This is a genomic window from Flavobacteriales bacterium, from assembly GCA_016779995.1.
Classification (GTDB): domain Bacteria; phylum Bacteroidota; class Bacteroidia; order Flavobacteriales; family UBA7312; genus UBA8444.
The window spans coordinates 1-25,043 of the sequence record JADHMO010000004.1; the positions used below are offsets into that span (position 1 = coordinate 1).

General features: G+C 37.2%; 19 protein-coding genes. 12 read left to right on the plus strand and 7 right to left on the minus strand.

Annotated elements, in window-relative coordinates:
* Positions 1 to 7,471: hypothetical protein (locus tag ISP71_03830; GenBank protein MBL6663215.1), on the minus strand; the 7,471-nt coding region annotated here is incomplete at its 3' end.
* A gap of 310 nt (positions 7,472 to 7,781) precedes the next feature.
* On the opposite strand from ISP71_03830, the gene ISP71_03835 reads away from it, so the two are divergent.
* Positions 7,782 to 8,819: an Ig-like domain-containing protein gene (locus ISP71_03835; protein MBL6663216.1), complete on the plus strand. Its 1,038-nt coding sequence runs from the start codon at positions 7,782 to 7,784 to the stop codon at positions 8,817 to 8,819.
* Here ISP71_03835 and ISP71_03840 read toward each other — a convergent pair.
* Genes ISP71_03840 through ISP71_03855 form a run of 4 tightly spaced genes read right to left on the minus strand, consistent with a single transcriptional unit; the run spans position 8,809 to position 13,033 of the window.
* Positions 8,809 to 9,573: an amidohydrolase gene (locus ISP71_03840; GenBank protein ID MBL6663217.1), complete on the minus strand. Its 765-nt coding sequence runs from the start codon at positions 9,571 to 9,573 to the stop codon at positions 8,809 to 8,811. The genes ISP71_03835 and ISP71_03840 overlap by 11 nt on opposite strands.
* Positions 9,574 to 9,582: 9 nt before the next feature.
* Positions 9,583 to 10,335: a succinate dehydrogenase/fumarate reductase iron-sulfur subunit gene (locus tag ISP71_03845; protein ID MBL6663218.1), complete on the minus strand. Its 753-nt coding sequence runs from the start codon at positions 10,333 to 10,335 to the stop codon at positions 9,583 to 9,585.
* Positions 10,336 to 10,341: 6 nt separating this feature from the next.
* Positions 10,342 to 12,345: a fumarate reductase/succinate dehydrogenase flavoprotein subunit gene (locus ISP71_03850; GenBank protein ID MBL6663219.1), complete on the minus strand. Its 2,004-nt coding sequence runs from the start codon at positions 12,343 to 12,345 to the stop codon at positions 10,342 to 10,344.
* A gap of 7 nt (positions 12,346 to 12,352) precedes the next feature.
* Complete coding sequence (locus tag ISP71_03855) at positions 12,353 to 13,033, minus strand: succinate dehydrogenase cytochrome b subunit (GenBank protein ID MBL6663220.1); 681 nt, start codon at positions 13,031 to 13,033, stop codon at positions 12,353 to 12,355.
* Positions 13,034 to 13,172: 139 nt separating this feature from the next.
* On the opposite strand from ISP71_03855, the gene ISP71_03860 reads away from it, so the two are divergent.
* Entirely contained in the window at positions 13,173 to 14,459 is a 1,287-nt protein-coding gene (locus ISP71_03860; GenBank protein MBL6663221.1) for an aminopeptidase P family protein, read from the plus strand.
* Positions 14,460 to 14,473: 14 nt separating this feature from the next.
* On the opposite strand, the gene ISP71_03865 is transcribed toward ISP71_03860, so the two are convergent.
* Positions 14,474 to 15,199, minus strand: coding sequence for a hypothetical protein (locus tag ISP71_03865; protein ID MBL6663222.1), 726 nt, complete (start codon positions 15,197 to 15,199; stop codon positions 14,474 to 14,476).
* Positions 15,200 to 15,300: 101 nt separating this feature from the next.
* Here ISP71_03865 and ISP71_03870 point away from each other — a divergent pair, with 101 nt between their 5' ends.
* Positions 15,301 to 16,758, plus strand: coding sequence for a hypothetical protein (locus ISP71_03870; protein ID MBL6663223.1), 1,458 nt, complete (start codon positions 15,301 to 15,303; stop codon positions 16,756 to 16,758).
* Here the strand turns inward: ISP71_03870 and thiL are convergent.
* Entirely contained in the window at positions 16,753 to 17,799 is a 1,047-nt protein-coding gene (gene thiL, locus ISP71_03875) for a thiamine-phosphate kinase (GenBank protein ID MBL6663224.1), read from the minus strand. The two genes, ISP71_03870 and thiL, sit on opposite strands and share 6 nt — an antisense overlap.
* A gap of 108 nt (positions 17,800 to 17,907) precedes the next feature.
* On the opposite strand from thiL, the gene ISP71_03880 reads away from it, so the two are divergent.
* The 9 genes from ISP71_03880 to ISP71_03920 are packed head-to-tail and all read left to right on the plus strand — an operon-like array spanning position 17,908 to position 25,029.
* Positions 17,908 to 18,234, plus strand: coding sequence for an iron-sulfur cluster assembly accessory protein (locus ISP71_03880; protein MBL6663225.1), 327 nt, complete (start codon positions 17,908 to 17,910; stop codon positions 18,232 to 18,234).
* A 16-nt stretch (positions 18,235 to 18,250) separates the two neighbouring features.
* Positions 18,251 to 19,693, plus strand: a complete 1,443-nt coding sequence (gene sufB, locus ISP71_03885) for a Fe-S cluster assembly protein SufB (protein ID MBL6663226.1) — start codon at positions 18,251 to 18,253, stop codon at positions 19,691 to 19,693.
* 9 nt (positions 19,694 to 19,702) lie between these two features.
* Positions 19,703 to 20,458: a Fe-S cluster assembly ATPase SufC gene (sufC, locus tag ISP71_03890; GenBank protein MBL6663227.1), complete on the plus strand. Its 756-nt coding sequence runs from the start codon at positions 19,703 to 19,705 to the stop codon at positions 20,456 to 20,458.
* Positions 20,455 to 21,756: a Fe-S cluster assembly protein SufD gene (gene sufD, locus ISP71_03895; GenBank protein ID MBL6663228.1), complete on the plus strand. Its 1,302-nt coding sequence runs from the start codon at positions 20,455 to 20,457 to the stop codon at positions 21,754 to 21,756. The genes sufC and sufD overlap by 4 nt, the downstream gene beginning before the upstream one ends.
* Positions 21,757 to 21,759: 3 nt before the next feature.
* Positions 21,760 to 22,971, plus strand: coding sequence for a cysteine desulfurase (locus ISP71_03900; GenBank protein MBL6663229.1), 1,212 nt, complete (start codon positions 21,760 to 21,762; stop codon positions 22,969 to 22,971).
* A gap of 1 nt (position 22,972) precedes the next feature.
* Entirely contained in the window at positions 22,973 to 23,395 is a 423-nt protein-coding gene (locus ISP71_03905; GenBank protein MBL6663230.1) for a SufE family protein, read from the plus strand.
* A gap of 5 nt (positions 23,396 to 23,400) precedes the next feature.
* On the plus strand, positions 23,401 to 23,724 hold the full coding sequence (locus ISP71_03910; protein MBL6663231.1) for an SUF system Fe-S cluster assembly protein: 324 nt from the start codon (positions 23,401 to 23,403) through the stop codon (positions 23,722 to 23,724).
* A gap of 1 nt (position 23,725) precedes the next feature.
* Positions 23,726 to 24,232 (plus strand): DUF2480 family protein, encoded by a 507-nt coding sequence (locus tag ISP71_03915; protein MBL6663232.1) that lies wholly within the window; start codon positions 23,726 to 23,728, stop codon positions 24,230 to 24,232.
* The gene (locus ISP71_03920; GenBank protein ID MBL6663233.1) at positions 24,229 to 25,029 is read left to right on the plus strand and encodes a DUF3050 domain-containing protein; all 801 of its coding nucleotides are present in this window, start codon (positions 24,229 to 24,231) and stop codon (positions 25,027 to 25,029) included. The genes ISP71_03915 and ISP71_03920 overlap by 4 nt, the downstream gene beginning before the upstream one ends.
* Positions 25,030 to 25,043: the final 14 nt, after the last annotated feature.

Here is a 25,043-nt window from a genome sequence, read left to right on the forward strand (position 1 = left end):
TGCCATCAACAACAGAAATATCGTAGTTGTTAGAACCACCTTGACCTGTTGCTTGAACACTACCATCTGAAGCACCAGCCTCAGAAACATCAGAAGTGCCTAATAATACCGCCTCAAATGAGCTACAGTAAGTACAACTTCCATCGTCTTCTGTGGCATTTGGATCAAAGTTATCAGCAGAAGCATCTGTACAACCTAATACAGGCTCAGCACACTCTGTACATTCACCGAAACATACAGTTGGTAAATCAATAACCTCACCACATTCTCCTGAGAAGAAGTAGTTTGGTGATGGGTCACCTGTTGTTTCAGAAACGCCTAATTGACAAGCTTCAGGAGCAAATCCAATAACACCCCAACCTGACCAACCATCTGCTGGTCCAGTTAAAGCATGAACATACTCATGAACAACGTTAGCTTCTACAGTAGTAGAACCAGTATAAATGCCGTCTGCATCTTCATCGGATAGAGTAACACCCCAACCATACCAGTTAGCAAATGATCCGTTAATTACTACGTTATCGTAATCACCAGAAACAACGTTACCAGCGTCAACACTAAAGTTAACAGTTACAGCATCACAATATTCACATGAACCGTCATCTTCTGTGGCAGCTGGGTTATAGTTACTTGCTGCTTCATCAGTACAACCTGGTATAGGTGTACCACACTCACTACAAGAACCGTAAGTATCACTAGTACTCGAACCCGCTGGAACTAAACGATTAGCATAAGTAGCATAATCAGTAATAGGAGCACAAGTAGCACCGTTAACCATATCATCGACTAGGTCTTCTTGACCTGCCCAATAATCTACCATATACTTATACTCAACGTTACCAGATAGGCCATCGATAGCAATACTATAAATACCATCACCATCATCGTCTGACATTATTATATCAGTCGTCCAGCCCCAAATTGGTCCAGTTAAGTGTACTGTAGAGAATTCTACACCTGCACAGCTCATATCAACGTTAAATACAGTTGGCTCTGGACAATCTAAGTCAGGAGTCGCAGTATAAGAAGATACTTCATCTTCGAAAATAACAATGAAGTTTGTAGCATCACAAGCACCCCACTGCATACCCCATCCGGAGTAACCATCAGTAGGCCCTGTTACCGCTACAACATATTCGAATTGACCAATTGCTGGATCAAATTCACCAGTACCAGTCCAAACGTTATCATTATCATCATCAGATAAAACAACTCCCCATCCTTGCCAGCCATTCCAAGTACCGTTAATTACAACATTGTCGTAATCTGTCATGTTTGGCTGAGCAGTTGAACTCATGTCAACACTGAAGTTAACTACCATTGGGTTACATATTGCACCACCAATAGCAATATCAGAATATGTGCCAGATGGTACATTAACTAGGTAATCTCCTAAGCTGAAGGTAATTTCATAGTCATATGCACCACCGCCTACAGTTACTTCGTAGCAACCTGCTGGTACACATAATTGTTCAGTAGAAGAGTAACTTGTTGGATATAAAGAAGCAGAAATACTACTGTTGTTACTACTTGACATAGTAAAGGTAGCACCATTCCATCCATCTCCCCATGAATCATTCATTACAAGAGCTACAGAGTTATCCTCACATGCCTCACATGTTCCATCATCGTCTGTTGCAGATGGATCATAGTTAGTAGCATAAGGATCTGTACAACCTGCAACTTCAAATTCATCGCAAATTCCGTCTTCATCAGTATCAACTAAACATAAACCATCACAGTCGTATCCAGCTTGTGCGTAAGAACAAGAACCGTTATTAATTGTAGCTAATGAATCGTAGTTACATGCTAACATATCAGTACAACCAGCTATAGCGCAACTAGCACCATATTCGATGGTTTCTGAGCCAAATAAAAATCCATATCCGCCAGCATCAATTACTACTTCAGAATCAACTGATACAGTCCATGAATCCTCAACTGTCCAGTATTCACCATTTCCATTATATGTAAATGATGCACAGCCTTCTAAATCAACACATGCAGTGTTAGTTCCTACACCAGAAACAACCACATTACCGTTCATAGAAACTGATGCAGCAGTACCATCACCATATGATTCTGTTAGAGATACAGTTACAGTACTAAATAAACAGTTACCATCACAATCTACAAACTCAGAAGCAGGATAAATACAAGAACCGTCATTGACATCAGCTGTATCTACGTAGTTACAAGCTAATTCGTCCGTACAACCCCAAACGAAGTCATACTCACAAGAACCATCATCAACAGTAGCCGATGGGTTGTAGTTCATTGCTAATGTATCCATACATCCGCTGTATACTTGAGTTAGAGTTAGGTCATAACCATAACAACCCCAAGTTGCAGTACCGTCAACAACAACGTAGTAAGTAGTACTATCGTTAGTATTAAACGTAAGATTTAAGTCACTTCCAGAGAAACCTGTTGCTTGAGCTATTTCTACAGTAGTTGAATCTAATGGATCGCCATCATAAACGAATAATCCTGGTTGAGCAGTACCTGTTTCTTCTTGAACTAAGTTAACCAGAACAGAACCATTTTCAGCAGTAAAATAGTAACCATTATCTTCACCAGCAACCCAAGTAGATGTAGACGCTGTATTTGTAGCATCATAATCATTAACATGGTTACAAGTAGTCGAAGAAACAAAGTAATTTAATTCAACAGCAAGAGCTACTGGATATTCACATGATCCGTCTTCGAAATCAACAGTTTCATCATAGTTTAATGCAGATGGATCAGTACAACCAAATGTACCACAAGATCCGAATAAACCAGAGAAGTTTCCACCTGAAGCAATTACTCCTTCAGAATCAGCAACTGTCCATGAATTTTCAGAGGACCATGAACCAGCAGTATATGTTACATCGTAACATGCATCTAGATCAAGACACAACTCAAAAATAGCAAAGTCACCATTGTTATCATTGAAGTTTACAGTATAAATAACGCCGTCTAACTCTAGAGTACCGCCATTCCATCCGTCACCATATGAGTCGAATAAAGAAAGCGTGATATTTGATCCTTCTAGACAAACGCCTTCACAATCAAATCCTTCTTCTGGATAGAAGCAAGAGCCATCATCCACATCAGCAGTATCTGCATAGTTACAAGCTAATTCATCAATACAACCCCAAACGAAGTCATAAGAACAAGAGCCATCATCCATGTTTACAAGAGGATCATAATTTAATGCTAAAGTATCCATACATCCGTAAATGAAATCAGCACAATATACTTCCCATACGAGGTTACCGAAAGATTCATCACCATTTACAGAACCATCACTAGACCAAAGTACAGTAAGACCGTTACCAAAGCCTTCAACATATTGTCCAGGTAAATTATCTTCAATTTCAGTTATTAAGTTTGCAGAGTTAATTGCATCTTCTCCGACACCATCGTAAATAGCAAACTCATCATAGTTGTTTTCAGTATCACCACTAGTCCATAAGATACTTACAGGAGTAACACCATCTGAAGGATAAACATAAACCTGATACATATTGTTTGCGTATCCTGTTCCAACTATAATACTATCTGTTAAAGCATTATCAGTACCGCAGGCAGAACCAATAAAGTTACCATCACAATCAAACCCATCTGCTGGGTATACGCATGTGAAGTTGTCGTAATCAGCAGAATCATTGTAATTACATGCTAATTCATCAATACAACCACCAACACCCTCTAAAGAGTTGATTGATAATTCAAACTCGTAACAATCCCAGTTGTCAGAATCAAGTATTACAAAATAAGTACTTCCAGAATCTGTTTCGAAAATAGTATTTAGTGAGAAGTCCACATTAGTATTCTGATACAGATTAGTTACTAATGTACTTACTTCATTGACGTCTAATGGGTTACCATTATAGATATTAAGTTGACCATCAGTCCATGAGCCTCCCGTTATTACAGATAAAGAAACTGATACTGAGCTACCATCTGAAACAAAAGCATAACCCATATCACCACCATCATTTGTCCATGATGAGTTAGGATATTCAAAACCAACTGTTCCGTCATTGTAATCATTTGCAAAGTTACATAGATCCCCTGAAGTAGAGTAATCTAATTCAACATCGAAATATGCTGGGAATTCATTACCATCACAATCAAGACCAACTTCAGCAAATTCACAAGAACCAGAAGGCTCATAGGTAGCTAAAGAGTCATAATTACAAGCAATTTCATCCATACAACCCCAATACAAAGAGTCTGGTAATTCAGTTACAGTAGCAACAATAGTACCAACACTATCAGTATTCCATGCATCAACAGCAGCAAAATAAAGTGAAACTCCAGCTTCAATTTCTATGCTTAATGAGTTAGGATTGAAATTTGTAAATTGAGTTGAGTCGCAATCGAAGATATGATAAATTATATCTGCATCTGATTCTGTAACCTCAAAAGTAACAACGGCTCCAAATCCAGCAGGATCAGAAGTTACATAAGAATATGGAGCTGAATCAGCATCCTCTTCTACAGAAACAGTATTTGAAGCAACTGCGTTTTGACAAGTGTAAGCACATGATCCGTTATCATATGTTGCATCTGGATTATAGTTGTCATATAATGGATCCATACAACCTCCTACTGGAGATACAGTACATACAGCTCCACCAATAGAAACAACTTGAAGATCTAATGATCCACCATCAACCTCTAATAAGAAGTAGTCTGAAGTTAAATCATCCAGAATTTGTAGTTGAGAACCGTCAGTCCATCCTGAGGATGATGTAGCACCCATTGAAACAATATAACATCCAACAGGTACACAAGTTAATGTGTCTTTACCTGCCCATGTTGGTAATTCAAACGGCTCAACAGAGAATACAGTGTCATTTGTTTCTTGATTATATACATATACTTCATCAGAAGTTATGTTTTCTTGGTTGAAAGCAAAAGATACATCAACAGAGTTTTCATCACAATAGATACAAGACTCATCATCAACAGTTGCTTCAGCATCATAATTGGATGCTAATTCATCAGTACAACCATAAGTTTCACAGCTTGCGTCTCCTATTGAGAAGTAAGTTGCTAATTGTTGAGGATAAGATAGGTAACCCATTCCGTCTTCATCATAACCAACATTTGGCCCCATAACAGTAGTTGGGACTAATTCAGCGCCAAATTGGTTAGTTACACCAAAGGTACCATTGTTGTTCCATCCATCTCCATAAGTGTCATATGTAATTAATTTATAACATCCATCAGGAAGACATCCTGTAGTTCTTTCGTAAACTTCACCATCGTCATAGTCACCACTTGCAAAACCACCAGCGGAAGTATTTCCAATAGTTAAGGCGTTACCACCAGCAACGATTAATTCATTTCCGTTGTTATATAATTCCCAGTGAATCTCACCAGAATATGCGAAAGGAGGATTACCGGTAGTGATAGTAATTGTAATCACATCATCAGGTAATTCACCAAGAGGAAGGTTAGAATCTGAAACTTCTTCACCATTTAAACAAACTAAACAACTACCATCATCAACAATTGCTTCCAGATCAAAGTTATTAGCTAAAGGGTTTGTACATCCTGTAGGACATCCTAAAAAGCCATTTTCGTTTGCTCCACTTGCAAGTACATTGCCATCAGCATCAGAAATAGACCATGAATTTTCGTAAGACCAAGATCCTGCAGTAAAGACAACTTCAATACAAGTGTCTAAATCAACACAAGCTGTAAAAGTTTCTGTTTGTTCAGAATATGGCCAACCATAAGAACCTACCTGAGTGTATTCAACTCCTGCAACGTTCAAAGAACCACCATTCCAACCATCGCCATAAGAATCTGTTAAAGAAATTGTAACAGGTGAACCAACTATACAGTTACCATCACAATCAACAGTTTCAGTAGCATATGTACATGAACCATCTTCTAGCTCTGCATCTGCATTATAATTACATGCAGCTACATCAGTACAACCTGGTAATCCGCAAGAACCAACAAGAAATGATTCAGAATCAAATCCTGACCAAGCGCCGCCTGCATCAATAGTGTAAGTAACACCATCAACAACTAATGCACCACCATTCCAACCATCGCCATAAGAATCAAAAAGCGATATATTGTAGTTGTCAGGTAATTCAACAGCACCAGAAAATCCATCATAACCTGAAGCCATAGAAGCTAGAACGTTTCCATCGCAATCAGTAATTGTGAAAGAATTTTCACCCGCATATGAGCCAGCAGAATAAATAACATTTGGACAATTCCCATTTGGAGCAAATGATTCAAAATCAAATCCTGACCAAGCACCACCAGCATCAATAGTGTAAGAAACACCACCAATAGTTAATGCGCCACCATTCCAACCATCACCATATGAGTCAGATAAATTAACAAAATAAAAGTCTGGTAATTCAACACAAGAAGAAAATCCATCATAACCTGAAGCCATAGAAGCTAGAACAGTTCCATCGCAATCAGTAATTGTAAAAGAATTTTCACCCGCATATGAGCCAGATGAGTACTCAACTAAAGTGCCTGAAAGACATGCGCCATCACAATCGAAACCTTCTGCAGCAAATGTACATGACCCGTCGTCAACTGTAGCTGCTGGATCGTAGTTACACGCTGTCATATCAATACAACCAGGAGTTACAGAATACTCACAAATTGAGTTGTCAGAAATTAGAGCAGTTTCATCAAAGTTATCAGCATAAATGTCTGTACAGCCGGTATAAGCAGCACATGAAGATTCGCCTATTTCAATGTAGTCTGTTCCAGTTTGACCAAATTCTCCAGGCGTAATATTATCTCCGCCATTCAAGCTATATGCAAATGCATAAGAACCTCCTGAACCAGAAAAACCACTGATTTCGTAACATCCATCAGCGAAGCAATTTGATACATTGTCACTAGATGTTGAAGCAGCAGATTCACCAGTAGATAAATCAGTCATAGACCAGGAGCCACCATAACCCACTAGGGTATATGTCCAGCCACCAGTAGAAATTTCTTGAACGTCAATTGTAGTAAACGTTCCTTCTAGACAGTTTCCTTCACAGTCGAAACCAGCATCAGCGTAGGTACATGTACCATCATCTAATGTCGCTGTTTCATCATAGTTACAGGCCGCCATATCAGTACATCCTGCACCTGCTAAAGGCGTGAATTCAACTGATAAACCAACAGAAATAGTGATGAAATCACTATAAACGTCAGAATCAGCAGAAGTTATTGAGAATGATGTAAAGCCTGTCAAATCAATTGACATCATGTCGCTTGCGCAACCATTCGCAACAACTGTTTCCCCGTCTACAACAAGGGTAAAATCATACCAAGAACCACAATAATCAGAGAAAGTTCCCTGAAGCGAAGCGGTACTTAGTGTTACGGCACTGATTTCACCACCATTGTTAACAGTAATGTCAGACGCATTTACTGTTAAAACAGTAGGGTCATCATCATTTCCCGAAACCGAGAAATCTTGTGATGCCGTGTCAGCCATTGTGTTTACGCTAAAAAACGTAAAAACAACAGCAAGTAAAAGTCCATAAAATGAACTAGAGTTTTTTGTAAAATTACAACTCATAACACTTGTTTTTGGTTAATAAATAGTTAATTCTAAACATTTTGAAAATGCAAGAAACACAATAAATACACGTATAAATAACTGAATATCAACATGTTAAGGTGTTTCCGAACAATATCTCAATTGTTTAGAGCTTATAAATATAAAATAGTTTTTAAAACTTTCCAACAATTACTCTTCTATTTTTTTCTTTTGCACCCCTAATTTTAAACCTATATTTACAGCAATGAAACATACTTTTTATATAGCTGTCTTTTTTTTATGTAGTTGTGCTAATGTTGTAGCTCCGACGGGCGGACCTAAGGATATGAATCCTCCACAACTTTTAGAGATAACTCCAAATAATAAAATCAAGAACTTTGACCGACTTGATGTTACATTTATTTTTGATGAACTAATTCAAATAAATGATAAAAAGAATGTTTTCTTTTCTCCTTACTCTAAAGATGCTTTGAAAATTGATGTCAATAAAAATAAGCTTACAGTGAATTTTGAAAAAGAATTAATTGCAAACACTACCTATTATATGAACCTTGATGAAGTTGTAAAAGACGTCAATGAAGGCAATATTGTCAAAGAGCTAGACTATTTATTTTCTACCGGAAATACAATTGACACCTTAACTATTAGTGGATTTGTTGGGGATGCCAAAACATCAAAGCCCCTAGAGGAAGTTTGGGTAGGGCTATACAAAAATGATGCGGACAGCCTAGTGTACAAAGAAACACCTAAATATGTAGTTAAAAGCAACAAGGCTGGAGAATTTTCATTTTCAAATCTAGCTAAAGACTCCTTTTATATATATGCCATAGAGGACTTAGATAACAACTTAAAGTTTACAATACCCAATGAGAAAGTAGGCTTTTATGATAAAAAAGTCGTCAGCCAATCTAAGGGAATAGAAATGTACTTATTCGACGAAACAGCACTAGCTGATACTGTTATGCCAATTGCTCAAGACAGCTCATTGGTTGGCTATGGTAAACTTGTTGTTGACTCCCTGCCAAATTATCCCTTAGTCCTTGAATTATTAAAAGATGATCATATTGTTCGTAGAATAAAGGCAACACACAAAACATCGATAGACTCCTTGAAGGCAGGTATGTACTCTTTAAGGCTAATAAAAGATGAAAATCAAAACGGAATTTGGGATAGTGGTAAGCTAATCCATAAACGTGCTGCTGAAAAGGTTTGGCTTTACCCTAAAGAAATAAACATAAGAGATAACTGGGATGTGGTAATTGAATGGGAAACTAATCAATAGAGAACGAATCCATATCTTTTAAAAAGGGCAATCTTGACCTCCCTTTCAATAAATCAGCCTTATCAATAGTTAATGTTTTTACTTGTTCCTTTTCAACCTCCTTATATATAAGGTGTCCATTATAGTCAATTAAGGAACTATGCCCGTTAAACTCAACGCCATTGATGTCTTGCCCTACTCTATTTACGGCGGCTACATAACATTGATTTTCTATGGCTCTTGCCACTAATAGTTTGTCCCAATGATCAATGCGACTAACTGGCCAATTGGCTACATATAATAATAAGTCAAAATTTTCATTATTTCTGCTGAATACTGGAAAACGAAGGTCGTAACATATAAGTGGGCAGATTTTCCAGCCCTTAAAATCAATAATGAGTCGGTCTTTCCCTGCTTCGAAATAATCTCCCTCATTCATCATACCAAATAAATGACGCTTGTCATACTGAAAATATGTGCCATCAGGATTCATCCATATTAAGCGATTGTGCTTTTTGCTATTTTCAACTATTATCAATGAGCCAACAATACTTGATTGTTTTTGCTTAGCTAATTTTGACAACCATTGCATACTTTCGCCATTCATAGCCTCACCTTGACAACTGACACTAAAAGCTGTACTAAATAATTCAGGTAATATAAAAATATCGGTTTCTTTTACCTTAGACATTAAGGCTTCAAGGTGATTTCTATTTACTTCTGGGCTCTCCCAATACAGATGACTTTGTACTAATGTTATCCTTAGCTTAGTCATCTAATTAGACTATTTCTTAGACTTTAGAGAGGCTGACAGATACTCTCTATTCATTCGAGCTATATTTTCAAGAGAAATTTCTTTAGGACATTCTACCTCACAAGCACCGGTATTTGTACAATTTCCAAACCCTTCTAAGTCCATTTGGTTAACCATATTCAATACCCTTTCTTCACGTTCTACTTGACCTTGAGGTAAAAGTGCTAGTTGAGAGACCTTAGCTGATACAAACAACATAGCTGAAGAATTTTTACAAGTAGCTACACATGCTCCACAACCTATACAAGTAGCTGCGCTAAATGCATCATCAGCATCTTCTTTAGGGATAGGGATAGCATTGGCATCAATAGTATTGCCCGATGTGTTGACAGAAACATACCCTCCTGCCTGAATAACTCTATCGAAAGCCGAACGATCAACAACTAGGTCCTTAACTACAGGAAATGCTTTTGCCCTCCATGGCTCTATATAAATTGTTTCGCCATCTTTAAATTCACGCATATGAAGTTGGCAGGTAGTAACCGCTCTACCTGGACCATGAGCTTCTCCGTTGATATACATTGAACAACTCCCGCAAATACCTTCTCTACAATCATGGTCAAAAGCTACGGGCTCATCGCCTCTATTAATAATGTCTGTATTGACTACATCCATCATTTCTAAGAAAGACATGTCAGGGCTGATGTCTGTTGCTTTGTATTCAACAATTTTACCTTTTTCGTTGGCGTTTTTTTGACGCCAAATTTTGAGCGTTAAATTCATATCGAATTATTTATAACTTCTTTGTTTTAACTCTATATTTTCAAACTCTAAAACTTCTTTATGTAAAGGAGATTCAGATGGTTTTTTAGCGTATTCCCAAGCCGACACAAAAGTGTATTCAGCATCGTTTCTTAAGGCCTCGCCTTCTTCTGTTTGAGATTCCTCTCTAAAGTGTCCGCCACATGACTCTTCTCTTTCAAGTGCATCTTTGCACATCAACTCTCCCAACTCTAAAAAGTCCGCTACACGACCTGCTTTTTCTAACTCTTGATTTAACTCATTAGCATCTCCAGGAACCATTACATCATTCCAAAACTCTTCACGTAAGGCAGAAATCTCGTCTATTGCTTTTAACAAGCCTTCTTTATTTCGTGACATGCCACATTCATTCCAAATGATTTTTCCTAGTTTTTTATGGAAATAATCAACTGGTTTGGTTCCCTTGTTAGCAATAAGTTTTTCTATTCTTTCTGTCACTTGTTTTTCAGCTTCATCAAATTCTGGCAAGTCTGTTGGTATGGTACCTGTTCGGATATCATCTGCTAGAAAATCTCCAATAGTATATGGTAAAACAAAATAACCATCTGCAAGACCTTGCATCAATGCCGAAGCTCCTAAACGATTAGCACCGTGATCCGAAAAGTTAGCTTCTCCACAAGCATACAAACCAGAAACGTTGGTCATTAAATTATAATCCACCCATAAGCCTCCCATAGTATAATGAACTGCTGGATAAATTTTCATTGGCGTTTCATAAGGGTTATCGTCGGTGATTTTTTCATACATCTGGAAAAGGTTACCGTATTTAGCCTTAACAACGTCCTTACCCAAAGTATTGACCAATTTAGCGTCATTCTCATCTAAACCTTTTATGTTGGCTTGTTCTTTTCCATATCTTTCTATGGCAGATGCAAAATCTAAAAATACAGCCTCGCCCGTCTCATTAACGCCAAAACCTGCGTCACAACGTTCTTTGGCGGCTCTACTAGCCACATCTCTTGGCACTAAATTTCCAAAAGCTGGATACCTTCTTTCTAAGTAATAATCTCTTTGGTCTTCAGACAAATCATTGGCAGTCTTTTGACCCTTACGGATTGCTTCAGCATCTTCGCTGTTTTTAGGCACCCAAATACGGCCATCATTTCTTAATGATTCTGACATTAAAGTCAGTTTGGATTGGTATTCGCCAGAAACAGGAATGCAAGTTGGGTGAATTTGGGTGTAGCATGGATTAGCAAAAAACGCACCTTTTTTGTGTGCTTTCCAAGCCGCTGTAACATTACTACCCATAGCATTGGTAGAGAGGAAAAATACATTGCCATAACCGCCTGATGCCAAAACAACGGCATGAGCAGAATGGCGTTCTATCTTACCCGTAACTAAATTCCTTGCTATAATTCCTCGGGCTTTACCATCAACAATAACAACATCTAACATTTCGTGTCTGTTGTACATGGTAATTTTACCCTTGTTGATTTGTCGTGACATAGCAGAATAAGCCCCCAACAATAACTGTTGTCCAGTTTGACCTTTAGCATAAAAAGTTCTTGAGACTTGAACTCCTCCAAATGAACGGTTATCTAATAACCCTCCATATTCTCTAGCAAAGGGAACGCCTTGAGCTACACATTGATCAATGATATTAGCGCTAACCTCAGCTAATCGATATACATTAGCTTCTCTTGAGCGATAATCTCCACCTTTGATAGTGTCGTAAAATAATCGATATACAGAGTCGCCATCATTTTGATAGTTTTTTGCCGCATTGATTCCGCCTTGTGCAGCTATAGAGTGAGCACGTCTTGGTGAATCTTGAAAGCAAAAGGATTTGACATTATAGCCCATCTCAGCTAAAGATGCAGCAGCAGAACCTCCTGCTAAACCAGTACCAACAACAATGACGTCGATTAATCGCTTATTAGCAGGGTTGACTAATTTAATATCGTTTTTATGTTTAGTCCACTTGTCTTTTAAAGGACCTTCAGGGATTTTAGCGTCTAATGTGCTCATATATATCTTATCTAAAGTAAAGGGCTAAGGGGATGATAGCAAATGCAAAAGGAATTAAAATGCCAAATGCATAGCCAATATTTTTAATAATGGGTGAATATTTTGGATGACTTGCTCCAATTGTTTGAAATGCACTAGAAAAACCGTGTGACAAGTGGAAAGCAATAGCTACCATACAAACAATGTATAAAATTACATACCATAACTCTTGAAATGCAGTAGTAGTTATAGCATATAAATCCTTAACATCTTCACCGCCAATTAAAACCGTTGGAATATCGCCAAAGTGCATCTCATACCAAAAACTTCGCATGTGAATAATAAGGAACAACAACAATATAGTTCCTAAAAGCCCCATATTTCTAGATGCCCAATTAGAATTAGCACTTGGCTTATTGTAAGCGTACTGAACTGGTCGTGCTTTTTTATTCTGAACAACTAGAAGAATACCATCAACAGCATGAAACAAGATGCTAAAATAAGTGATGTAAGAAAGAATTTTAACAACAGGATTTGTTGTCATAAATTTTGCATAGAGATTAAAAGAATCTGATGCTGTTTCAGCAGGTAATAACAGTTGTAAATTACCTAGTAAATGACCCACTAGAAAAAGACAAAGAAATAGACCCGTTCCGGCCATCCAGTACTTTTTCGCTAGTGAAGATTTTATCAAAACCGACTTACTCATTTGGTGTGTTTTTTAAGGAGGTACAAATTTAACACCCAAATTGATTAAAAACAACAGAATTGCAACTAAATGTGCCGAGTTTAAAATGATTCTAAATATTAAAGGATAAGTACATATCTTTACAACAAAGTTAAATGATATGAAATACCAACCCATCTCCAAAAAATTATTTGAACATAATAGAGCTCTTTTTTCCGCTCAACTAAACGCACAATCACTAGCTGTTTTTTGCTCTAACGACCAAATGCCTACTAATGCTGACGGTACTATGCCATTCAAACAAAATAGCGACTTATTTTGGCTCAGTGGTGTTGACCAAGAAGAAAGTAAGCTTATTATTTTCCCAGAATGCTCTAACCCTAAGCATAGAGAAATCCTATTTTTAAAAGAAACTAGCGACTTGATTGCTATTTGGGAAGGCGAAAAATTGAGTAAAGAAAAAGCCTTTGAAACATCGGGAGTTAGCACTGTTTATTGGAACAACCAATTTGAAGATGTTTTTAATGAACTGATGCAAGAAGCCAAAACCGTTTATCTGAATTCTAACGAACACGCCCGCTCATCCTCAAAAGTACAAACCCAAACCGATAGGTTTAATGATTGGTGCAAAAATAATTTCTCTACGAAAGAATACGTCAAGTCTGCACCGATTATGCACGATTTGAGAGCCGTAAAACACCCTCTTGAAATTGAATTATTACAACACGCTTGCAACATCACCGAAAAAGGATTTAGACGGGTGTTAAACTTTGTCAAAGCAGGTGTAATGGAGTATGAAATTGAAGCAGAGTATATGCATGAATTTCTCATCAATAGATCTAAGGGTTTTGCCTATGAGCCCATCATTGCGTCGGGTAGAAATGCTTGTGTTCTGCATTATATAGACAACAATAAAGTTTGTCAAGATGGTGACGTTATTCTTATGGATGTAGGTGCCGAATATGCCAACTATGCTTCAGATATGACACGTTGTATTCCTGTAAGCGGAAGATTTACTAAACGACAAAAAGACGTTTACAATGCTGTGTTGAGCGTAATGAAACAAGCGACCTCTATGCTCAAACCAGGGGTTCTATTGGGAGACTATCACAAAGAAGTTGGACTAATTATGCAATCTGAACTACTTGGCTTAGGACTCATTGACCAGCACGATATTGACAAGCAAGATCCCAAAAATCCGGCTTACAGAAAGTACTTTATGCACGGCACTAGCCATTTCTTAGGATTAGATGTTCATGATGTTGGTCACTTTGACAAACCCATAAAAGAAGGCATGGTGTTTACTTGTGAGCCGGGCATTTATATCCTTGAGGAAAACTTAGGGATTCGCTTAGAAAATGACTTAGTGATTACTAAAGACAAGCCGTTTGACCTAATGGCAAACATTCCTTTAGAGGCAAACGAAATAGAAGACTTGATGAATTAAGAGTATTGTGAAGTCTAATTGGGCAGGAATACTCGTCCAGTTTGAATTTCACCTCCTTCAAATCTTATGCGAAAAACATAAACTCCAGTAGGAAAATGATGTCCAGAAATCGTGTTTTCTGTACCCCTATATAACAACTGACCGTTTAGTCCATATATGCATATTTCTTCTAACGCCTTCAAGGACTCAATACGTATGTTTTGTTGCTCAACAAAGAGTCTAAAATCAATTTGTTTTGGAGCTTTAACTGATAAAGGTTCTAGAACATAGATTTCTTTAACATATTGTTCTGTAGTAAAAGTTGAGTTATTTATTAAATCACTAGATAATGCTGGCCATACTATTATTATATTATCCCCAACATTAAAGTTTCGTTCTTCGCTAACATCAATAAATAATTCGTCTAGTAAAATATCAAAATCTTCAGAATTGAAATCAAAACTATCACCAGGAGCAAAGGGAGTCGCCTCAGAAAAAACTATATCAAATAAAGCTGAAACATTCGGAAATTCGTTTTCCGAAACATTTGAAGCGTTAACCGAATAATAAATAGGAATCATTCCAAAAATAGTATCCGTTCCGGTATTAATTAAAGTGAAATTTAATGGTATTAATTCTGAAAATTCAGCTGTATCAACAGAGATAATATCGTTACCCGCAAAAGATAAACTGTATTGACTTTGGGCATAAGAACCAAAAGAAATTACTAAAGAAAAAAATGTGATAAATAACTTTTTCATAACTATAATCCGTCACTAAATGTTAAAATTACATAATATATTTACTAATATATCTTTCAAAAAAGGTGTATCTTACGCCTTTAAATGAAAAAACTTACAATATGAATGCCCTTTTTGAACTTATTAAGGCTATGAACACCTACGAATGTCGTCACTTTAAGCTAATAGCCAATAGAACAAACCAAACCCCTGACCGAAAAGACATTATCTTATTTGACTACTATAGAAAACACAACGACAAGTGTGATGAAAAAAAAATTGCTAAAAAGCTATACGGCGATAATATCAATGCGTTTTACAGACTAAAAAACAGACTATTACAAAATTTAAAAAATAGCTTGACGCTAAATTATATGAGCCAAGATGAAGAGCTTATCATTTACAGACAGTTATTCATCGCCAAACTTTTGAATGTTAGAGGTTATACAAACCTCAGCATAGACTTTTTGATAGAGACAGAAAAAAAAGCAGTAGAAAAAAATTATCCTGACCTACTTAAACTCATATATAATGAGATGATTAAACTTTCATACAGAAATAGAGATATTGATGTTGAATCTCTTTTGAAAAAAAGAAAGAATAACAGAGCAGAAACTAATAGAATTCAGGAGGTAGACGATGTATTAGCCGCCTTGAACTTTAGGTTAAAAAAATCACAAAATTATAACTCCAAAAATGACGAAACACTACTTATTCAGGAACAAACAATTAAGGAGTTTGTGCAAGATGAAGAATTGATGCAAAACGTTAATATGAAAATTAAAGTGTATCAATCTATCTCTAGTATATTAATACAAAAACACGATTTTTTAGCCTTAGAAAAATACCTCGAAAAGACGTTTATAGATTTTAGAGAATCTAATGTGTTTGATAAAAAAAATCATAACATAAAACTACAGATGCTCACCTATCAGATAAATTGTCTTTGTAAAAACAATAAGTTTAAAGCCTCTCTTGAAAAAGCCAAACAGCTCAAGTTAGAAATGGAAAAATTTGACAGACTACATTATGATAAGTATTTATTCTACTACTACAATGGACTAGCCATTAACTACAATAAACTAGACAAAGAAAAAGCCATAGAAACTTTGTTAAAAGCCAAAAACGAACAGGTAATTGTCGATTCGGATTACAATTACTTTTTTGTTTGTTCAAACCTGGCCCTACAATACTTTGATACCAAAAAATTTAAACTCGCTATCAAAACTTTAAGCCGAATTATTCTACACCAAAGTTTCTTGAAATTCGAGAGTTCTTTACAAATTAAAATTATCTCAGCAGAATTTATTATTCGCTATGAAATTGGTGATTTTGATTATCTAGAAAAAAGAATAAAACAGACCAGAAAGCAATACAAAGAGGTTTTATTGAATAATAATTTTAAACGAGAAAATTTATTGTTCGAAATCATTCATAAACTAATTTATACACAAAACATAAAAGCCGATAAAGGTCTTATGAAAAAGATTACAACACTTTTGTCAAAAGCGACAGTAGAACAAGCTGAAGACGAGGATATTATAAACTACAACAGATGGCTTAATAGTATACTATTATAAGGCGTTCCACCCTTGAGCAGTAAGCGGCTGATGATTTTCATCTTTGGTAACCAACACTGAGCCGTGACTTTTATCAGTAATATGACCAATAATGGTTAAGTCAGGATCATCTTTTATGGTGTCGTAGTGGGATTGACTAATCGTAAATAATAATTCGTAATCTTCCCCTCCATTCAAAGCGCAAGTAGCGGCAGAAATATTAAATTCTTCAGCAGTAGAAATTGCCATAAAGTCTAGAGGTAACTTTTCTTCATAAATAGCACAGCCTACCTTTGAATTGCTACATAAATGCAATAACTCCGATGATAGCCCGTCAGAGATGTCTATCATTGAACTAGGAACAATACCTTTAGATTCAAACAAATCAATAATATCTTTTCTAGCCTCAGGTTTTAGTTGTCTTTGAAGGACATAATCTTTATTCTGAAGGTCAGGCTGCATTTGAGGGTTAGATTCAAAAACCTGTTTCTCTCTGTTCAATAGCTGAAGACCTAAATAAGCTGAGCCTAAATCGCCAGAAACAACAATTAAATCATGCTCTTTAGCTCCGCTTCTATATACTATTTTATCTTTAGCAACCTCGCCAATAGCTGTAATACTCAAACATAAACCACTTGTTGAAGAAGTCGTATCGCCACCAACTAAATCCACATTATAGGCAACACAAGCAAGACGAATTCCTTCATAAAGTTCTTCAACAGCTTCCAAAGGAAAACGATTAGACAGGGCTATACTGACCGTAATTTGCTTAGGCAAACCATTCATAGCATAAATATCAGATAAATTGACCACTACAGATTTGTAGCCCAAATGCTTAAGAGGTGTATATGTTAAATCAAAATGTACCCCTTCAATCAACATATCAGTAGTAATGAGTTGAAAATGCTGACCAACATCAATGACCGCACAATCGTCTCCTATACCAAAGACGGAAGTATCGTTTTTTAACTCAAAATTTTTGCTGATATGTTGTATCAAACCAAACTCTCCCAACTTAGATAATGGTGTGCGATTTGGCGTTTTATCTTCTAATAAACTCATGCTACAAATGTAAGACGAAATATTACATAAACGATGCGAAAGAAATATATGATTAAAAGCATATAATTTTGTAATTTTGCAACCTAATTTTAAAAGATTCTAAATAAGGTGATTCAAGTTACTAACGAAGCAAAGGTTAAACTACTCGCTTTAATGAAAGAAGAAGGCAAAGATGCTGATGCTTTTGTTAGAGTAGGTGTAAATAGTGGAGGCTGTTCTGGTCTTTCCTATGATTTAGGCTTTGATACTAATGAAAATGAAGACGATAAATCCTTTGAAGACAACGGCATAAAAATCGTAGTCAACAAGAAAAGTTATTTGTATTTGATAGGCACTATTTTAGAATATTCAGGCGGGTTGAATGGTAAAGGCTTTGTCTTTAACAACCCTAATGCCTCAAGAACCTGTGGCTGTGGGGAGAGTTTTGCAGTATAAATTATAACATCTAGCATTGACAGAAGAAGATAAAATATTAGAAGAAGTTACAGGAGCAGAATATAAGTATGGCTTTACCACTAATGTAGAAAGTGATACCATACCAAAAGGTCTCAACGAAGATGTTATTCGCCTAATTTCCAAGAAAAAAGAAGAGCCACAATGGTTGTTAGAACACCGTTTGAAGGCCTTCGAATCGTGGAAAAAAATGGAAGAGCCTGATTGGGCAAATATCAAATACAAAAAGCCCAATTACCAAGATATCATCTATTATGCTGCACCCAAGCAAAAGAAAGAACTCAAAAGTTTGGACGAGCTAGACCCTGAGATGAAAAAGACTTTTGACAAACTTGGAATTTCCCTTGATGAACAAAAAAAATTAGCCGGAGTAGCAGTAGATTTTGTGATGGATAGTGTTTCTGTAGCTACTAGTTTTAAAGACAAACTAGCTGAGCTAGGTATCATTTTTTGTTCCATTAGTGAGGCCGTAAAGGAACACCCTGAATTGGTCAAAAAATACTTAGGAACGGTTGTTCCTACTACCGACAATTTCTTTTCGGCACTAAACTCAGCCGTCTTTACCGATGGTTCGTTTTGCTATATTCCTAAAGGCGTAAAATGCCCTATGGAACTATCCACCTACTTTAGAATAAACCAAGCTGGAACAGGACAATTTGAGCGCACATTAGTTATTGCTGATGAGGGCAGTTATGTTAGCTATTTAGAGGGATGTACTGCACCTATGCGAGATGAAAATCAATTGCACGCCGCTGTGGTTGAGCTTATCGCTATGGACGATGCAGAAATAAAATACTCAACAGTACAAAATTGGTATCCTGGTGATGCCAATGGTGTTGGTGGCGTTTTCAATTTTGTAACTAAAAGAGGGATTTGTCATAAGCGTTCAAAAATTTCTTGGACACAAGTAGAAACTGGTTCAGCTGTGACATGGAAATACCCCTCTTGCATACTAAAAGGCGATGACTCCATAGGTGAGTTTTACTCGGTAGCCGTTACCAACAACTACCAACAAGCCGATACAGGAACAAAGATGATTCACTTGGGTAAAAATTCAAAAAGCACCATCATATCAAAAGGCATTTGTGCTGGCAAAAGTGAAGGAAGTTATAGGGGCTTAGTGAAAATACAAAAGAGCGCAGAGAATGCTAGAAATTTCTCGCAATGCGATTCTCTATTAATGGGAGATAAATGCGGTTCGCACACCTTCCCCTATATTGAAGTAAAAAATAAAAGTGCCAAAATAGAGCATGAAGCAACCACCTCAAAAATTGGAGAAGATCAAATATTCTACTGCAATCAAAGAGGAATAGGAACGGAAGAAGCCATAGCGCTAATCGTTAATGGCTATTGCAAAGATGTACTTAATCAATTACCAATGGAATTTGCCGTTGAGGCACAAAAACTACTAGCCATTAGTTTGGAAGGTAGTGTTGGATAAACAAAAACTATGTTAGAAATAAAAGACTTAAAAGCTTCAATAGAAGGTAATAAAATTTTAACCGGCATAAATCTAAAAGTTAATGCTGGCGAGGTTCACGCTATAATGGGCCCAAACGGTTCAGGTAAAAGTACCTTGTCTTCGGTCATTGCTGGTAGAGAAGAATATGAAATTGAAGATGGGAGTATCGATTTCAACGGTAGCGATATTATGGAGCTATCCCCTGAGGAACGTTCACACAAAGGCATATTCTTATCCTTCCAATACCCTATTGAAATTCCTGGCGTATCCGTTTCAAACTTTCTAAAAACCTCTTTGAACGAAAGTCGTAAAGCGCAAGGGCTAGAGCCTATGCCTGCTGGCGATTTATTGAAAATGATGAGAGAAAAAATGGAGCTTCTTGAAATAAAGAAAGGCTTTCTTAGTCGTTCTCTAAATCAAGGATTTTCTGGGGGTGAGAAGAAAAGAAACGAAATCTTTCAAATGGCAATGCTAGAGCCTAAATTAGCAATCCTTGATGAAACTGATTCGGGTTTAGATATTGACGCATTGCGTATTGTAGCTAATGGTGTAAACAAGTTAAAATCGAAAGACAACGCTACCATTGTTATTACTCACTATCAGCGTTTGTTAGACTACATTGTTCCCGATTATGTCCACGTATTGTACGATGGTAAAATTGTAAAGTCTGGCACAAAAGAATTAGCCTTAGAATTAGAAGAAAAGGGTTACGATTGGATTATTAAAGAGGCGGAAGGAAAGTGAAATTAAAAGACAAACTCATACAAGCATATAAAGACGGGGCAACTCGTGGACTTTCTTTTGAGGCTGAAAGAGAAAAATACATTCAGCAATTGGAAGAAATGGGTTTTCCTACCATAAAAGATGAAGAATGGAAGTACACCAACCTTTTGCCCATTCTAAAAAATGACTATCAGCTTTCGGAGTCCTTATCTGAGATTACGGCACATTCTCTTGAGGAATACATTTTGACAGATACAGACACCCATTTGGTCGTTTTTGTAAACGGTCAGTATTCAGAGGAATTATCGTCTGTCGATGATGAACATGCTTGTATATGTTCGTTAGCTGAAGCTGAAGTAAAAAAACCAGAAATATTTAAAAAATATTGGGGCAGTTGTTTGCCTAAAAACCCTGATAGTTTGGTAGCCCTAAATTCTGCTTTGTCAAACAACGGTACTTTTATTTATGTGCCCAAGAATAAGCTTGTAGAAAAACCCATTCAGATAGTATACATCACTAATGATGTATCGGCAGACTTGTTTTTACAAACACGAAACCTTATTGTAGTCGAAGAAAATGCCCAAGTACAAATTACGGAAAGGCATCAAAACTTCGATGGTAAAGAAGTATTTACCAATGCCCTTACTGAGATAAGTGCAGCAGCTAACTCAATTGTCGATTTTTATAAAATACAAAACGACAAACGCAGTTGTTCGTTAATCGACAACACTTGGGTCAATCAAGAAAAAACCTCAAACTGTACGGTAGATACCTTCAGCTTTGGTGGAAAGTTTATCAGAAACAACCTTAGCTTTTTGCTTAATGGCGAATATGCCGAAAGCAATATGAGGGGCATTACCCTTATCGGACAAAATCAACTAGTCGACCATCACACATTGGTAGACCACGCCGTCCCCAATTGCCAAAGTAATGAACTTTACAAGGGTATTTTTGATGACAATGCCAAAGGTGTTTTTAACGGTAAAGTTATGGTTCGTCCAGACTCACAAAAGACCAATGCCTTTCAGTCTAACAACAACTTGTTACTCACAGACTCGGCATCTATAGACACCAAACCTCAATTAGAAATTTATGCCGATGATGTGGCATGTAGTCACGGTTGTACCATAGGGCAATTAGATGATGAAGCCTTATTCTACTTACGCTCTAGAGGTATTCCTTTCAAAGAAGCACAAGCTATGCTAATGTATGCCTTTGCCAATGACGTACTTTCCAACGTTAAAATTCCCGAACTCAAAGAGAAATTAAACCGAATAATCGCCGAAAAACTCGGTGTTAAATTGAATATAGAAGTATAGGTGATAGACGTTAATGACATACGCCATCAGTTTCCCACACTTCATCAAGAAGTGAACGGACATCCTTTGGTCTATTTGGACAATGGAGCAACGACACACAAACCTCAAGTGGTTATTGATGCTATCAGTTATTATTATGAAAAATTAAATTCTAATATCCATCGAGGCGTTCATTTTCTAAGCCAACAAGCCACCGATGCCTACGAAGCATCTAGAGAAACTATTCGTCAGCACTTCAATGCCCAACACCTTCACGAAATCATTTTTACTAAAGGAAACACCGAAGCCATCAATTTAGTGGCAAATGGTTTTCGTCAAATTTTACAAGAGGGAGATGAGGTATTGGTGTCGGCTATGGAACACCACTCCAACATTGTGCCTTGGCAAATGGCCTGTGAAAGTAGCTCTGCCACCCTTAAGGTTATCCCTATGGACGAAAAGGGAGTTCTAGATATGGATAGCTATAAAAATCTTTTATCTAAACAAACAAAAGTGGTTGCTGTCAATCATATTTCTAATGCTTTGGGAACGATAAACCCTGTCAAGCAAATGATACAGTGGGCGCATGAAGTTGGTGCGGCAGTTTTGATTGATGGTGCTCAAGCTGGGCCACATTGTAGCATTGACGTACAAGACTTAGACGCTGATTTTTACTGCATTTCGGGACACAAAGTATATGGTCCAACAGGCATTGGAGCATTGTATGGCAAAGAAGAATGGTTAAAAAGACTACCCCCTTATCAAGGTGGTGGAGAAATGATTGCCACTGTAAGTTTCGATAAAACGACTTATGCCGATTTGCCTCATAAATTCGAAGCAGGAACACCCAATATAGCTGGAGGTATTGCCCTCAAAACAGCTATCGATTGGATAAATCAGATTGGCTTAGATAATATCGTTTCCTACGAAAAAGAATTAGTGGATTATGCCACAGAAGAACTGAGCAAAATCAAAGGCATACGATTTATCGGTCAAGCTCAAGAAAAAGCTGGTGTTATTTCCTTTTTAGTCGGAGATATTCACCCTTACGATATGGGCATGATTTTAGATAAACTAGGTATCGCTGTTCGAACGGGACATCATTGCGCACAGCCCGTTATGGATCAATTTTGTATCCCTGGTACTGTAAGGGCATCTTTTGCCGTTTACAATACCAAAGAAGATGTAAACCGATTAGTGGAAGGAGTCAAAAAAGCACAAACAATGTTATCCTAATATGGCAAGTATTCAAGACATACAACAAGATATCATAGATGAATTCGATATGTTCGAAGAATGGATGGAGAAGTACGAGCATATTATTGACTTGGGCAAAAGCTTACCCCTCATAGAAGAACAATTTAAGACCGATGACAACCTCATTAAAGGTTGTCAGTCTAGAGTTTGGCTACATGCTCAGCACAAAGACGGTAAAGTCATCTATACTGCCGATAGCGACGCCATAATGACTAAAGGAATAATCGCTCTATTGGTACGTGCTTTTTCAGAACAAAAAGCACAAGATATTGTTGAGGCAGATACAGACTTCATCAACCAAATTGGACTCAAAGAACAGCTATCGCCAACACGAGCTAATGGTCTAGTCTCGATGGTCAAGCAAATGAAATTATACGCTTTAGCGTTTCAATCACAAAACTAATTACTATGAAAACAGATGCTGAATTACAAGCCATAGGCGAAAAAATAGTCGAAAGAATTTGTCAGATTTATGACCCTGAAATTCCAGTAAACATTTATGAACTTGGATTGATTTATGATATTCAAGTGAGTGAGGATTGCGATGTAGAAATAGAGATGACTTTAACTTCTCCCAACTGTCCTGTGGCAGAAACTTTACCTGTAGAAGTAGAAGAAAAAGTTAAGGTGGTTGAAGAAGTACGCAACGTCAAAGTAAACATCACTTTCGACCCCCCTTGGGACAAAGATATGATGAGCGAAGAAGCTAAACTAGAATTGGGAATGTTATAAGATGAGTGATGAAATTGTCAATAGAGTAGCCAATAGTGGCTTGGTCAATTTCGATTTAGAAGCGTATTATCCTGAAGGACAACGCCAACTCATTGACCTCAAAGATTGGCTGTTTGAAGGTTTAATTCTCAAAGAAAAAGACTTCAGACAAGCCGTCAAAGATTACGATTGGGCACAGCACCAAGACCAATACATAGCTATAGACTGCAGTGCCGATGCCATAGTGCCGGTATGGTCTTATATGCTCATCAGTAACGCTATAAGTCCTTACGCTAAAAAGGTAGTCAAAGGAAATCTAGAGAATTTAGAGTCCATTATCTTTCACGAGCTAATAAATACCCTTGACATTAACCCTTTCAAAAATCAAAGAGTTATCGTTAAAGGCTGTAGTCATTTGCCTATTCCTGAAAGTGCCTATGTAGCCATAACCAATAAACTTAGCCCTGTAGTCAAAAGTATCATGTATGGAGAAGCCTGTTCTTCCGTACCCATTTATAAGAAGAAATGAATCCAAAAATAATAGAGATAAAAGAGTACATTTTACCCCTTAGACAGTTGTTGTTAGAACACCCTGTTTATCAGCAGTTGCGCCATCTTGATGACCTCAACATTCTGATGGAACAGCACGTTTTTGCGGTTTGGGATTTTATGGCGCTGCTCAAGTCTCTACAGTTTGGATTGACCAGCACCAATGCCCCTTGGATGCCCATAGGCAACCCTAAAACCAGACGACTGATAAACGAAATTGTTCTGGAAGAAGAAAGCGATATGGACATTGAAGGCAATCCATCGAGTCACTACGAAATGTACCTACAGTCCATGCAACAAAGCGGAGCAAACACTCAACAAGTGGAACGCTTTATTGCTCGTTTGCTTTCAGGTTATTCTCATAAAGAATTGCTCAAATTCAATGTCGAGCAACTCAAAGACTACACCCTTGAATTTGTCAATACCACCTTTGAAATCATTCACCGAGGCAAATTGCACGAAATAGCTGCTGCCTTTACTTTTGGTAGAGAAGACCTTATACCAGATATGTTCCGTTCCATCGTTAACGATTTGGACAAAAATTTTCCAGGCAAACTAGACACTTTTCGCTACTATCTCGATCGACATATTGAACTAGACGAAGAAGTGCACACCCCTCTTGCATTACAAATGATAGAAGAATTGTGTGGAGAAGATGAGCAAAAATGGCTAGAGGCTAAACAAGTCGCTAGAGAATGTTTAAAAGCTCGTATCAAATTATGGGACGGTATAGAACACAGCATCAAAGAACGAAAGATAGAAGAAGCTATCTCATAAATTCTCACACTAAT